The 12,700-nt window shown below is 57.8% G+C and carries 13 protein-coding genes; 4 read left to right on the top strand and 9 right to left on the bottom strand.

Annotation, left to right across the window (positions count from 1 at the left end):
- Window positions 1–131: 131 nt before the first annotated feature.
- From ABEA08_RS19700 to ABEA08_RS19685, 4 genes are read right to left on the bottom strand one after another with little or no spacing between them, the layout of a single operon-like run.
- Entirely contained in the window at window positions 132–521 is a 390-nt protein-coding gene (locus ABEA08_RS19700; RefSeq protein WP_345337128.1) for a CBS domain-containing protein, read from the bottom strand.
- Window positions 518–868, bottom strand: a complete 351-nt coding sequence (locus tag ABEA08_RS19695) for a P-II family nitrogen regulator (protein ID WP_345337127.1) — start codon at window positions 866–868, stop codon at window positions 518–520. Before ABEA08_RS19695 ends, ABEA08_RS19700 begins: the two co-directional genes overlap by 4 nt.
- The gene (locus tag ABEA08_RS19690) at window positions 853–1,629 is read right to left on the bottom strand and encodes a DUF1538 domain-containing protein (RefSeq protein WP_345337126.1); all 777 of its coding nucleotides are present in this window, start codon (window positions 1,627–1,629) and stop codon (window positions 853–855) included. Before ABEA08_RS19690 ends, ABEA08_RS19695 begins: the two co-directional genes overlap by 16 nt.
- Window positions 1,617–2,339: a DUF1538 family protein gene (locus ABEA08_RS19685; RefSeq protein ID WP_345337215.1), complete on the bottom strand. Its 723-nt coding sequence runs from the start codon at window positions 2,337–2,339 to the stop codon at window positions 1,617–1,619. Before ABEA08_RS19685 ends, ABEA08_RS19690 begins: the two co-directional genes overlap by 13 nt.
- 155 nt (window positions 2,340–2,494) lie before the next feature.
- Here ABEA08_RS19685 and ABEA08_RS19680 point away from each other — a divergent pair, with 155 nt between their 5' ends.
- Window positions 2,495–2,920, top strand: coding sequence for a hypothetical protein (locus tag ABEA08_RS19680; RefSeq protein ID WP_345337125.1), 426 nt, complete (start codon window positions 2,495–2,497; stop codon window positions 2,918–2,920).
- Here ABEA08_RS19680 and ggt read toward each other — a convergent pair.
- The 3 genes from ggt to ABEA08_RS19665 all read right to left on the bottom strand — a co-directional run bounded on the left by ggt (window position 2,917) and on the right by ABEA08_RS19665 (window position 7,401).
- Window positions 2,917–4,659, bottom strand: coding sequence for a gamma-glutamyltransferase (gene ggt, locus ABEA08_RS19675; protein WP_345337124.1), 1,743 nt, complete (start codon window positions 4,657–4,659; stop codon window positions 2,917–2,919). The two genes, ABEA08_RS19680 and ggt, sit on opposite strands and share 4 nt — an antisense overlap.
- A 727-nt stretch (window positions 4,660–5,386) precedes the next feature.
- On the bottom strand, window positions 5,387–6,319 hold the full coding sequence (locus ABEA08_RS19670; protein WP_345337123.1) for a class I SAM-dependent methyltransferase: 933 nt from the start codon (window positions 6,317–6,319) through the stop codon (window positions 5,387–5,389).
- On the bottom strand, window positions 6,319–7,401 hold the full coding sequence (locus tag ABEA08_RS19665) for an AI-2E family transporter (RefSeq protein ID WP_345337122.1): 1,083 nt from the start codon (window positions 7,399–7,401) through the stop codon (window positions 6,319–6,321). The genes ABEA08_RS19670 and ABEA08_RS19665 overlap by 1 nt, the downstream gene beginning before the upstream one ends.
- 39 nt (window positions 7,402–7,440) lie before the next feature.
- Here ABEA08_RS19665 and folX point away from each other — a divergent pair, with 39 nt between their 5' ends.
- Both folX and ABEA08_RS19655 read left to right on the top strand, forming a co-directional pair.
- Window positions 7,441–7,809: a dihydroneopterin triphosphate 2'-epimerase gene (gene folX, locus ABEA08_RS19660; RefSeq protein ID WP_345337121.1), complete on the top strand. Its 369-nt coding sequence runs from the start codon at window positions 7,441–7,443 to the stop codon at window positions 7,807–7,809.
- 20 nt (window positions 7,810–7,829) lie between these two features.
- Window positions 7,830–8,744 (top strand): TIGR01777 family oxidoreductase, encoded by a 915-nt coding sequence (locus ABEA08_RS19655; RefSeq protein ID WP_345337120.1) that lies wholly within the window; start codon window positions 7,830–7,832, stop codon window positions 8,742–8,744.
- Here the strand turns inward: ABEA08_RS19655 and ABEA08_RS19650 are convergent.
- Together ABEA08_RS19650 and ABEA08_RS19645 are read right to left on the bottom strand one after the other, a co-directional pair.
- Window positions 8,713–11,184, bottom strand: a complete 2,472-nt coding sequence (locus ABEA08_RS19650; protein WP_345337119.1) for an ABC transporter permease — start codon at window positions 11,182–11,184, stop codon at window positions 8,713–8,715. The two genes, ABEA08_RS19655 and ABEA08_RS19650, sit on opposite strands and share 32 nt — an antisense overlap.
- Window positions 11,181–11,867, bottom strand: a complete 687-nt coding sequence (locus ABEA08_RS19645; protein ID WP_345337118.1) for an ABC transporter ATP-binding protein — start codon at window positions 11,865–11,867, stop codon at window positions 11,181–11,183. The genes ABEA08_RS19650 and ABEA08_RS19645 overlap by 4 nt, the downstream gene beginning before the upstream one ends.
- Between ABEA08_RS19645 and ABEA08_RS19640 the strand changes: the two genes are divergently transcribed.
- Window positions 11,839–12,471 (top strand): arylesterase, encoded by a 633-nt coding sequence (locus ABEA08_RS19640; protein WP_345337117.1) that lies wholly within the window; start codon window positions 11,839–11,841, stop codon window positions 12,469–12,471. The two genes, ABEA08_RS19645 and ABEA08_RS19640, sit on opposite strands and share 29 nt — an antisense overlap.
- Window positions 12,472–12,700 lie beyond the last annotated feature (229 nt).

The raw sequence follows: 12,700 nt of genomic DNA, 5'->3' as shown, positions 1-12,700 counted from the left end.
CTGCCCCGTTTTAGGGCAATATCAGAGGGATGACGCAAAACTAGACACCCCATCTAACTTCTTTAATTTCATCTAGTTAAAAACTATGCACTGGCGTTTCAACAGGCTTGTCCACAGATTCTGTGGATAAATCACTGGGTGCTGTTGAGCACCAGATCTCGGTAGCTCACCAAGCCGACGATCACCTCTCCCTCAACCACCGGCGCCTGATTAATACCAAACCGCTCGAATAAACGCGCGCAATATCGAATATCCATCTCCGTCGACACGGTTATCACCGGCTTCGACATGATCTCATACAGGTTTACCCGCGCAGTCGCCCGATCCTTAGCGATCACCCGCTTACCGATGTCCGACAGCAACACCAGGCCGTATTCATCGCCGTCATCCCGCTTGGCAATGATGATCGCTTCCGCCCCTTTCTGCTTCAGCTTTTCAACCGCCTCCGCCACGGTATGCAATCCATCCATTTCAAACCAGTGATCGCTCATCACTTGCTGTACTACCGTTCGGGTCGTCATAACTTTTCCTCCACCTTGCCGCTGAGGCTTTCTATCTGGTGCGCCACCCCAACCACGTCTTCCACATCCAATTGGACGGCGATCCCCGTCCCTGGGGTATGATCAAACTGACCGGTTTCGGCCAATTGCTCCAACACCGTCCGTGCCAAGTGCTCCTCAACCACGAAGAGCAAGACATCCCGTTGCAGCTCCAGATTCAAACCGAAGAAGGTCTTCTTCGGCTTCAAGCCTTCGCCCCGCGCATGATTGATCAGCGTGACACCGGTTGCTCCGGCATCCCTCGCCGCTTTGACCAAAGCCTGCGTTTGCTGATCATCAACAAACGCCACAATTAACTTGAAGCGCATCCTTCACCTCGCACAGATTGACGGCGCTGCCGCCATTGGATCAACTGGGCATAACCCATCACAGTCATAATTGGAAATAAACTGGCAAAGGCGATCAGCCCAAAGCCATCGATCAGCGCACTGCGTCCTGGGATCGACGTCGCCAAGCCCAGCCCCAGTGCCGCAACCAGCGGCACGGTCACGGTCGATGTCGTCACCCCGCCCGAATCGTAAGCCAAAGGGATAATGGTGTCCGGTGCAAACCGAGTTTGGATCACCACCACCAAATAGCCGGCCAAGATATACCAGTGGATCGGATCGCCCACCACGATGCGATAACAACCCAGCGAGATCCCAGACGCGACCCCAAGGGCAACGGCGAAGCGCAATCCCCAGGGCTTGATACTGCCGCCACTGATCTCCTCCGCCTTCATCGCGACAGCGATCAATGAGGGTTCTGCCACCGTCGTGGCGAAGCCAATGGCAAAAGCAAACAGGTACACCCAGTAGTACTGCCACCAAAACTCCGGCTGACCTAAGAAAGCCGGCGCCGTCAATTGACTGGCCATCACCTCGCCAAGGGGGAACAGCGACCGCTCCAGCCCCACCAAAAACAACGCCAAGCCCAGGATCACGCATCCCAGGCCAAATAACTTCTCTTTCAGCTGCGCCAAGGGCTGGCGCAATACCCAGTATTGAAACCCAAACAGCACGGCCACAATAGGAACGACGTCCACCATAGTGGACAGTAACGTGGTCGCGATCTCAATCAACCAAGCCATGGCAGCAGGATCCCAAATAACAGTACGAAGATGATCGGCAGTAACGACGCAAAGGCGATCAGACCAAAGCCATCCAACATCGGATTACGTCCCTCAATGCTGTTGGCCAGCCCGACCCCCAACGCCGTGACTAAAGGCACGGTAATGGTCGAGGTGGTCACCCCGCCGGAGTCGTAAGCGATGCCGATGATGGAGGCCGGCGCAAACAATGTCAGCAGCATCACCAGCAAATAACCGCCGATCATCATTAATGGCAAAGACCAACCCAGCAGGATCCGAAGCACCCCAAGCACGATGGCAAGCCCCACCGATAACGCAACGGTGAGCCTCAATTGATTGGCATAACGAGATTCACTCGCCTCTCCCGAACCGATCTGCCCGGCTTCAGCGGCGATCTCTGCCGCCTCTTCGGCCACGGCGATCAACGCAGGCTCGGCCACCGTCGTACCAAACCCCAAAAGAAATGCGAAGGTTAATAACCAGAAGACCGAACCTTTACGGGCAAATGCCTGCGCCAGCGACTCGCCGATAGGAAACAGAGCCAGCTCCAAGCCATAGATAAACAGGGTTAACCCTGTCACCACCAGCAGCAAGCCCAGTATGATCTCCATCAACCCCGGCAACGGCTGGCCAAGTACCCCCCACTGAAAAAACAGCACAACCAGAACAATGGGACACAGATCCCGCCCACTGTCCAGCAGCGTCCTCATCAGTTGAACTCGTTTCAAGCGCCCTCCTTGCCACCCGTCAGTTACACTCAGTTAACCACAAATTAACCCGGGGCACCGCTGATCTGGATCAAGCAGATTGAAGTTGAACTATGGCAGAGGCCCGCCTATGGTAGCGACTGAATGAGGAGATCTTAATGAAGCTCAGTTTGATGTTGGTGATCGCGGTTGCTTTGATGGCGTGTCGCCCGTCCCCCCCCACCGAAAAACCGGAAACAACGGCACTGGCCTTTTTCCAAGCGATCTACATCGAGCATGATGTGGCAGCGGCCACGCAATTGGTGGATCCTGCCATCGCCGAGCTGCTGCAACACTATCGCCTTGCCAGCCAGATCCAACGCAACCTCTTGGGCCTCAATCTCACCGAGGTCAATGTGGGGATCGCCGAGGTGGACATCGACTTCTTCCGCCGGCAAACCGACGAAGTCAATGTCCTGATCAAGCTCACAGGCTATCGCAACGGCCAATTCATTATGGATGATCGGCGCGTGCAATTGACCCGGCTCAATGATCGCTGGTTGATCACCGAACTGTACGCCGATCCCTTTAACAGCAACGGCTAATGCGCCGACTTACGCTCGACCATTTGCCCACCGAGGGCGGTGCCCTCTCTGCGCGGATCCGCCGCCCCGTACCAGCCCTTACCGGCCCGCTGGATCACCTGCACCCCGCTGTTTAACGGCCCGAGCTTGACGTCATAGCCTTTTGCCGACATCGCCTCGACCAGCGTAGGATCGCTCCGCTCCGATTCGAGCAGCAGATAATCGTTCCGATGGCTGATCCGAGGCAGCGCCAACGCCTCAGCTAGCGGCAACTGCCAGTCCAGCAAAGCGACTAACATCTGCGATACGTAGTTGATGATCCGGCTGCCCCCTGGCGAGCCCAGCGCCAAACTCGGTTGCCCCTGTGGATCCAGCACGATAGTGGGTGCCATCGAAGACCGCGGCCGCTTGCCCCCTTGCACCCGATTGGCCGCAAGCGCCGGCGCACTGCCGGGATGCAAAGAGAAATCGGTTAACTGATTATTCAACAAAAAACCGCCTACCATCACAGTGGAGCCAAAGCCCATCTCAATACTCGAGGTCAGGCTCAACAGATTGCCCTGTGGATCCGCCATCACCATATGCGTGGTCGAGGGCAGCGGCTGAGTCTGATCCGCCCCGTTGGATCCACCGACACGCCCGGGTTGAGCCTGACCCGGATCCGTCAACGACAGCAACGCCTCGCCACGCCGCTGTAGATAAGCAGGATCCAGCAGTGCTTCCGTCGGCACCTCGACATAATCACTGTCCGCCACATAGAGACCGCGATCGGCATAAGCCAATCGCGACGCCTGGCTGTAGAGATGGGTAAAGGCCACGCTGTCGTTGGCAATGGCCTTGATATCGTGTGGCTCCAATAGCGCCATGATCTGTCCGACGGCGATCCCACCTGAGCTAGGAGGGCCCATGCCGCATACAGAATGACGCCGGTAGCGGGTACACACAGGCTTCCGCCACTGCGCCCGGTACTGCGCCAGATCCGCCTCGGTCAACAAGCCCGGTCGATCCGGATCCTGCTGAACCGCCTCAACCATGCGCAGCGCTAATGGCCCCTGATAAAACCCCGCCGCACCGGCGTTGGCCAGCGTCGTCAGCGTCTTTGCGAGCTCCGGATTGGTTCGGCGCTGACCGGCTTCGAGCCAATGGCCCTCTGGCGCAAAATAACGATTCGCCGGCCCCGGCCGCTGCAACCCCGGATTGATCTCCGCCGCCAGTAACTTCGCCAGGCGGGGCGAGACGATAAACCCTTCTTGAGCGAGGATGATCGCCGGTTGCAGCAAGGTTGACCAAGGCAACACACCATAGCGTTGATGGGCTTGGTACAGTGCCGCAACCGCCCCGGGCGTGCCCACTGCGCGCCCGCCGATCACCGCATCCAACCAGCGCATCGGTGTTGCGTCATCTTGCATAAACAGCGAGGGCGTTGCCGCCTTCGGTGCTGTCTCCCGCCCATCTAAGCTGACCATCTGCTGCGCCTGCGCATCCCACAGCAACATAAACAGCCCACCACCTATTCCCGAGGATTGCGGCTCGGTTAAGGTCAGCACCATCTGCGCCGTGATAGCCGCATCCACTGCGCTGCCCCCTTGCGCCAAGATCGCCTGAGCCGCTTCCGTCGCGTAGGGGTTGGCGGTCGCCGCCATGTAGTCCTGACCCCAAGCCACCTCACGCGCCTGGAACCCGGTTGCTGCCTCAGGCTCTATCAGGGCGGCCTGAGCCGTCCCCAGAATGACTGCCCCGCACCACGCTATCCATCGCATACTTCTACTCAAACCAAGGAAATAGCAGCCAGTCTAGATCAGAGACACGCCAGGATACACAGGTGTCAGCGCCAAAACGCAAACAGCGACCCGAAGGCCGCTGCTTAATCTTGGAGCTTATGTGGGATCAGGAATCGAGGAAAGCATCTTCGTCCAGATCGACCGGAAGCTCTTCCACGACTTCATCCTTAATCTGGTAATAAGCGTCCTGATAGTCTTGTTGTTCCATCCCATTAACCTCTCAAACAATGTGAAAACCTGTGAAGCCACACCCAGAGATTAACAATAACTCACACCCAGATCCAATAAGTTTCTGTTTTTATTAGTCATGTTGTTTAATTACATCCTGTTAATGCTAACTTGCTGATCTTCGGTCTAACACCGTGTCGAAATTTGCTAAAAGCACATCAAGCGTGCCATCGGTTCAGCAGAGAAAGACGGATCCGCCATCACGCCCTCCGCTGACAACATATCATTCTAACAAGGCTCGCCGAGTTGGCGCAGGGTGGGGAAGCAGACGAGGGAGACCGAGGATGAATACGTCGGTTCAATATGATGCGCAGGCCATTGAGCGGTTGTTGTGCCGCTCGAGCTGCGCATGTTCTGGGAAAAATTCACCGGCCGCACGATGTGCAAGCTCCGATCATCGGTGAGATCATCCGGCTGCGCCGCATGGCACATGCACAGCCGGCTCTGGCTCATAAAACAACACGGCATCAGCCGAGGGTCAGAACGCCTGACTAACTCTGCTCTCGGCGTCCTGCCGACGGTAATGGAACACCTTGAGGCCACGATCGGGGTCCGACTCAGGAAAGGTCACAGGGTTGTCGAGTTGTCGAACAAAGGTTAACTCTGGCGCATGATCAGCCACTTGCTGGCGTAGATACGCACGATCAAGCTCCGGAGCGTTCAAGCACAGCAGCGCCTCTCCCCCCGGGCTGATCAGCTCAGCCAGGCGACGCAGCAAACGAGGATAATCCTTGGTGGCGATAAAACTGCCTTGCTGGAAGCTGGGCGGATCCACCACCACCAGATCAAATGGGCCGAGCTTTCGCAGCTTTCCAAAGGTCTTAAACAGATCATGCCCAAGGTAACGCACGCCGGCGTCAAAGCCATTTTTCATATGGTTTCGCTTGCCTTGGCCCAGCGCAGGCTTACTCATATCCAGGTTCACCACCTCACGGGCACCACCGGCCATCGCAAACACGGAAAATGCGCAGGTGTAAGCAAACAGGTTGAGCACCTTTTTGTCACCACTGTGCTGCCGTACCCAGTCACGACCGCTGGCCATATCCAGAAACAGGCCATGATTTTGGCCCCGAAGCAGATCTAACTCGAACCAGAGACCGGACTCCTCGACCCAGTGGGGCTGAGGCGGAGACTGGCCGATACAGCGCGTCTGAGCCGGGCGGCTATGACGATCCTGCCAGACCAAACTTAAGGGTCGATCCGTGACGCTCTGCCACCAAACGGCGATCTGGCCCTCCAATTGGGCCGCCTGTTCTTCGCTCAGTGGGCAAAAATGGGTGAACAGCAGCGAAGGAGCCAGCCAATCCAAGGTAACGCCCTCCAGTCCTGCAAAGCAGTGACCACGGCCGTGAAATAACCGGACACAGCCGGTTTCCGGCAACTCGGCCGGCAAATGTGTAACAAGATCCATTAAACCCGCTCCTCGGCGGTATCATCATCAGAAAGTGTTTTGGTGGGGCTGGGCTCGCCCTCAAGCAGAACCGCCAACCAGCGGCCATCATTGGACGATTCCAAGCCGATCTTAACGATCATGGTCAGCGGCACCGACAGCAGCATGCCCACCGAGCCCAGCAACCAGCCCCAGAAGATCAAAGACAGGAACACCACCAAGGTCGACAGCCCCAAGGTGCGGCCCATCAGTCGCGGCTCGATCACATTGCCCATCACCATATTGGCAGCGACAAAGACCCCGCCGGCAGCGGCGGCGCCGCCCGGGCCAAACTGCAATAACGCCAGGGCGACGGCTGGGATCGCGGCGATGAACGAGCCGATATTGGGGATGTAATTAAGCAAAAAGGCCAGCAGTCCCCACAACAGGTAATAATCCACGCCGATCAGATACAAACCGAAGCCACAAAACACCCCGGTGGCCAGGCTAACCAAGGTCTTAATCGCGAGATAACGGTTTACTGACTCGATAAAGCGATCGATCTGATTCACCCGCATTTCAGGATCATCCAACGCATAGTGCAGCTTACGATTGACCCCTGAGGCCTCCAACAGCATAAACACCACCGTCAGCACGATCAGCAGCGTATTGGCCATCAGGTTGCCTACCCCGGACAAGATATCGGTCGCCAGGCTCATCGCCCGACTCGGATCAAACTGCTCGCGGATCTGTTCGACCGACAGATGCACGTTGAACTGGGCCAGCAGATCGACCAGCGGCTGGAACTGGCCGGTAAGCTGCTCGCGATACATGGGCAGCTGGCTACGAAAATCCGCCGCCGAGCTGCCCACCACCGCCCCCAACCACACGCTAACGAGCAGGATCAAGGCGATCACCGCAAGGATCGCGAGCCAGCGTGGCAGATAGGCGCGCATCAACAGATTGACCAGAGGGCTGCAGATGATCGCCATAAACATCGCCAGCAAAAACGGAACAACGATGGTACTGGCGGCCTTGATCCCGGCAAAGATCACCACCAGCGCAGCCAGCATCAATGTGGTACGCAAAGCAACAGAAGCTTGATTAAAGGGGGACGGAACCATTACTTTGGTTATCCAACATAAGGAAATATTGGGGACATTATGAAGCAAGATCAGGCTGTAATTCGAATAAAAAATTTACGTTTACGCACCTTTATCGGCATAAACGATGATGAGATCCAAAACAAACAAGATGTGGTGATCAACGCCACCATCGCCTATTGCGCCACCCGCGCCACCAATAGCGACAACATGGACGACGCCCTCAACTATCGCACCATCTGCAAGGCGATCATCGCGCGGGTGGAAAATAATCGCTTTAGTCTGCTGGAAAAGCTCACCGCAGAGGTACTCGGGCTATGCTGTGAACATCACTGGGTCGACAACGCCACGGTGGAGATCGACAAACCCCACGCCTTGCGGTTTGCCGATTCCGTGTCGATGTCGCTCAGTTGGCAACGCCCCAACTAATCGCAGTAAGGAGCCACAAGATGAAGATCCTGATCACCGGAGGTACCGGCTTTATCGGCTCCGCCCTCCTCCCTTTGCTCAACGAGCATCAACTCACCCTCCTGACCCGTGAACCAGCCCAGGCGGAAAAACGTTTCGGCCATCAACATCAATACCTACGCTCCCTAGCCACCCTGTCCAATCTTGACGGCTTCGATGCGGTGATCAACCTGGCCGGTGAGCCGATCGCCGGCGCCCGCTGGACCATGCGCAAGAAGCGCGCGATCTGTGACTCTCGCTGGGATACCACACAAAAACTGGCCGCCTTGTGCAACAGTGGGGTCGCCCCGCCCAAGATCTGGCTTAACGCCTCTGCGATCGGGATCTACGGGCCCCGGGACGCTGAGCCGGTTGACGAAACCACCCCCTGCCCTGCGTTGGACTTTGCGGCGCAGGTTTGCGAGCGCTGGGAGCTACTGGCCAAACGGGTCGAACCACACTGCCGGCTCTATCTGCTGCGGATCGGCTTGGTTCTGCACCCAGAGGGAGGCGCGCTCAACAAAATGTTGCCCGCCTTCCGCTTAGGTTTAGGCGGGCCGATAGGCAATGGCCGGCAGATGATGTCCTGGATCCACCGCAGCGATCTGCTCGGCCTGATCCTGCACCTGATCAACAACGCCCCACCGGCCGGGATCTACAACGCCACCAGCCCAAACCCGATCAGCAACCGCGAATTCAGCACCGCCTTAGGCCACGCCCTGCACCGGCCGGCCAAACTGCCGGCCCCCAGCTTCGTACTGAAGGCCGCCTTAGGCGAGATGAGTGAGCTGTTACTGACCGGCCAGGCCGTACTGCCCCGCGCCGCCCTTGCCAGCGGATTCGAATTCCGCTTCCCCCAGCTCGAACCCGCCCTGCAGGATCTGCTTAGCGCAGCAGCAACGCCGCGCACCGATTAGCCAGCAATCGACGACAAGCCCAGCGGCCCAACAGGCCGATGAGCCCTGCACCCAACAACGGGATAGTGGGCCACCAGATCCAGTGCGGTTGCACCACCAGATCAAACAACTGGGTTTTGATCAAAAACAGCAGCAACTCCGCCACGATCACAGCCAACAGACCCGACAGCGCCCCCAACAAGGCAAATTCCCAGCTCACCGCCTGGCGCAGTAAGCGCCCACTGGCGCCGATGGTCCGCATAATGGCCAGCTCCTGCCGGCGAGACGCCATTCCTGCCTCGGTCTGAGCCAATAACAACAGGCTCGACGCCAGCAGTACAACGGCCAATACCCAACCCAGCGCCAACGACACCTGATCCACCACATCCCGCAATTGATGGATCATCGCCCCGACATCGAGCACCGACACCGTCGGGAATTGGCGGATCAATTGCGCCACCAACTCGGGTTGATCCTGCGGGTGATAGAAACTGGCGATGTAGGTCGGGTAGAAGCGCTCGAGCACCGCCGGCGGAAAGATCATAAAGAAATTCGGCTGCATGGTTTGCCAGTTGACCTCACGCAGACTCGTGACCCTCACCGAGAACGCCTGACCATCGATGGTGAAAGACAAGCGATCCCCCAACCCGATCCCGAGCCGCAGTGCCACCTGAGACTCGACCGACACCTCATCAGTGGCCTCCGAGGCAAACCACTGGCCGGCCGTGATCGGATTGTTCGGCGGCAAGGTCGTCCGGTAGGTCAGGTTCAACTCACGCCCTATCCCCCGAGGCCCGTCCGCCCCCGGCTCGCCCTCCGCCTCTTTGGTCACCGCTCGACGCACCTCATCGCCATTGATCGCCGATAGACGACCCCGGATCATCGGGTACAGCTCGGTCGCGGCAACCGAGCGCTCAGCCAGAAACTGCGTCATCGGCTCGCGCTGCTCCGGCGAAATATTCACCAGAAAATGATCCGGTGTACCCACGGGCAGTTGCCGTTGCCAATCCTCCAGCAGATCTTGCCGCAATGCCAATACCGTTAACAGCAACATCAATGCCACCGTAAACCCCACCAACTGCAGCACATTCTCCCCGGCGCGCCGACGCAGTCCGGCCAACGCCAGCTGCAGCGCCGAGCCGGTCCGGATCCCCAGCTGTCGGCCCCAACTGAGCAAAGCAAAACCCACCGCCCCAAGCAGAAGTGCCAAGGCCCCGGCGCCCGCGATCAATACCCAAGTCATGGTCCAACTGCCGCTATAAAGCCAAGCCAGGAGGGACAGTGCCAATAACGACAGCAACCCATTGAGCCAAAGACCCCACGCCATCGGATCCAGATCGCGCCGCAACACCCGCAGCGGTGGAACCTTGAGCAATCGCAGCAAGGGGTACAGGGTAAATCCAATGGCCGCGATCAACCCAGTCGCGATCCCAAGCGCCATCGCCCGCCAAGGATCGCCCGCCGCAAGCGGCAACTCGCTAGGCAACAGCTGGCCAATCAAGCCGGCGCCGGCACTGCCCAAAATCAGTCCCGCGGCGATCCCCAACCCGGTCGTCAACGCCAAATGAAGCATGAACACCCGACGGATCTGGCGATGGCTGGCCCCCAAGGTCTTAAACATGGCGACCACATCCAGATGCCGCTGGCAATAACGTCGCGCCGCAACGCCAACCGCGCCACAGGCCAATGCGATCCCCAGCAGGGTTGCCAGCAACATAAACTGCTCGGCGCGCTCGATCGCCCGTGATAGCGGCGAATCTTGCTGTTTTACATCCAACCAACGCTGGCTGCTGGTTAACTGCGGCAATAACCAGCGCTCGAAGCGCTGGATAGCGCCCGGATCGCCGGTGAACTGGTAACGCCAAGTCAATCGACTACCGGGCTGCACCACGCCAGTTTGTGCCACATCCTCCATCCGCATTAGCACCGTTGGCGCCGACGCAAACACGTTAAAGCCCCCATCAGGCAGACGAGCGAACGCGCCGCTCACGGCAAGATCCGCCTCACCCAACTCAACCTCATTGAAGTCCGTCAGCAAATGACTCAAGCGCCCATCAAACCATACCGTGCCCAGACTCGGTAACGCGCTGTCGAGCGTGGTCAATGGCTCGATCTGCCCCTTGAGCGGATATTCGGCCGTGACCGCCTTGACCGAAACCAACTGCAATTGCTCGCCGACAAAGATCATCGACTGAAACGAGAGCACCTGTGCACTCACTAACCCCTCAGCCTCCGCCTGCGCCAACCATTCCGGCGCAACAGCTTGAGGCGAATTAAGGACGCGATCCGCCGCTAAGAACGTCGTTGCCTGCGCCATTAATCCCTGTTTGAGGCGATCACTGACCAACCCCAAACTGGTGACCGATAACACTGCTAACGTCAGGGCAGCGGTGATCAGGCGCAACTGCCCCCCTTGCAACTCGCGGCGGAACAAACGCCATGCCAATGCCCAAGGAGTCATGACGCCTCCAATTGACCAGCCACCATCCGAACCTGACGCTGGCATCGTTGTGCCAAGGTCAGATCGTGGGTAACCAAGACCAGCGTGGTGCCATGCTCACGGTTGAGCTCAAACAACAGATCCTCCACCAGGGCGCTGTTGTGATGATCCAGATTACCGGTCGGCTCATCGGCAAACAGGATCTCAGGCTGGCTCACAAACGCCCGCGCGATGGCGACCCGCTGCTGCTCACCACCGGACAACTGATTGGGAAAGTGCGTCAAACGTTGCGACAACCCAACGCGATGCAGCAGTGCTTCGGCTTGCGATCGCGCGGCCTTGCCCCCAGCCAACTCCAGCGGGAGCATCACATTTTCCAGCGCGGTGAGACTGTCCACCAACATAAAAGACTGAAAAACAAAGCCAACTCTCCGGCCTCTCAGGGATGCCCGCTGCTCCTCATCCAGCTGATGCAACGGCTCTCCGGCTAACCAGATCGCCCCCTGATCGGCTCGGTCCAATCCAGCAAGCAGCGCCAGCAAGGTCGACTTGCCTGCGCCAGAGGGGCCGGTGATGGCTAAAGACTCGCCGCGCTTGACATCAAGATCAACGCCGTTAAGGATCGATAAATGCCCCTCTAGAGCGGGGACATGACGGCTCAAGTCGGAAACATGAATGGCAAGATCATTGGGTGGAGAGATCATAGTGCGGCAATCCTTGCTAATCGTTGTATTTGTATTAAGCGCCGGGTTCAACCTGGTCTGGGCACAATCCGTCTCCATTTTAATACTGGGAGATAGCCTCAGTGCAAGCTATGGCATGGATGAAAAAGAGGGATGGGTCACTTTGATGCAACAGAAGCACCCCGATCTGACGCTGATCAACGCCTCGATCAGCGGTGAGACCACCGCAGGGGGGCGCAATCGATTGGCCAAGCTATTGCACCAGCACACGCCGGACTGGATCTTCATTGAGCTGGGTGGCAATGACGGGCTTCGCGGCTTCCCACCGATGCACACCCAGCAAAACTTAGAGAGCATTATCGATCAAAGCCTCGCTGCCGGCAGTCGCGTCATGCTGTCGGAGATCGCCCTCCCGCCCAATTACGGCCGGCGATATACCCAAGCGTTTGCGCAGATCTTTACCACCTTAACCGAACAGTATGAGCTCACCTTGGTGCCCTTCTTTATGGAGCCAATCGCCGTTCAGCCTGAACTAATGCAAGCCGACGGGATCCACCCGAACCAACGCGCCCAAGGTGAAATAGTCGAGTTTCTCGAGCCCTGGTTTCGTCAGTTAGCAGAATAGAGCTTGCGTGAGCATTGCAGCCCTGCGGGGCGCGTCAATGCGCACAGATCCATCGGACGTATACCTGACACCACAGCAAGGCTTGTTGAAAGCCGCGGATAGATAATACCAATTCCATTATCTATTTGGTCAGTCTGGCCCATTCCCTGCTGCACAGATGCCGCACTTGTTCTGCATCTTTTCGAAAGCTGTTCCAAGCATCTGCAACCTGGTCGACAATGTGGTCATA

Origin of the sequence: Ferrimonas pelagia (assembly GCF_039543565.1) — a bacterium.
Taxonomy (GTDB): domain Bacteria; phylum Pseudomonadota; class Gammaproteobacteria; order Enterobacterales; family Shewanellaceae; genus Ferrimonas; species Ferrimonas pelagia.
Note: the sequence above shows the minus strand (reverse complement) of the source record. Positions and strands in the feature narration are given on the sequence as shown.

Coding starts and splice junctions, on each gene's coding strand:
- ABEA08_RS19645 (WP_345337118.1), bottom strand. CDS start 11,867: ATGATCTCTCCACCCAATGATCTTGCCATTCATGTTTCCGACTTGAGC.
- ggt (WP_345337124.1), bottom strand. CDS start 4,659: ATGCGATGGATAGCGTGGTGCGGGGCAGTCATTCTGGGGACGGCTCAG.
- ABEA08_RS19655 (WP_345337120.1), top strand. CDS start 7,830: ATGAAGATCCTGATCACCGGAGGTACCGGCTTTATCGGCTCCGCCCTC.
- ABEA08_RS19680 (WP_345337125.1), top strand. CDS start 2,495: ATGAAGCTCAGTTTGATGTTGGTGATCGCGGTTGCTTTGATGGCGTGT.
- ABEA08_RS19640 (WP_345337117.1), top strand. CDS start 11,839: ATGGCAAGATCATTGGGTGGAGAGATCATAGTGCGGCAATCCTTGCTA.
- ABEA08_RS19685 (WP_345337215.1), bottom strand. CDS start 2,339: ATGAGGACGCTGCTGGACAGTGGGCGGGATCTGTGTCCCATTGTTCTG.
- ABEA08_RS19690 (WP_345337126.1), bottom strand. CDS start 1,629: ATGGCTTGGTTGATTGAGATCGCGACCACGTTACTGTCCACTATGGTG.
- ABEA08_RS19695 (WP_345337127.1), bottom strand. CDS start 868: ATGCGCTTCAAGTTAATTGTGGCGTTTGTTGATGATCAGCAAACGCAG.
- ABEA08_RS19665 (WP_345337122.1), bottom strand. CDS start 7,401: ATGGTTCCGTCCCCCTTTAATCAAGCTTCTGTTGCTTTGCGTACCACA.
- folX (WP_345337121.1), top strand. CDS start 7,441: ATGAAGCAAGATCAGGCTGTAATTCGAATAAAAAATTTACGTTTACGC.
- ABEA08_RS19650 (WP_345337119.1), bottom strand. CDS start 11,184: ATGACTCCTTGGGCATTGGCATGGCGTTTGTTCCGCCGCGAGTTGCAA.
- ABEA08_RS19670 (WP_345337123.1), bottom strand. CDS start 6,319: ATGGATCTTGTTACACATTTGCCGGCCGAGTTGCCGGAAACCGGCTGT.
- ABEA08_RS19700 (WP_345337128.1), bottom strand. CDS start 521: ATGACGACCCGAACGGTAGTACAGCAAGTGATGAGCGATCACTGGTTT.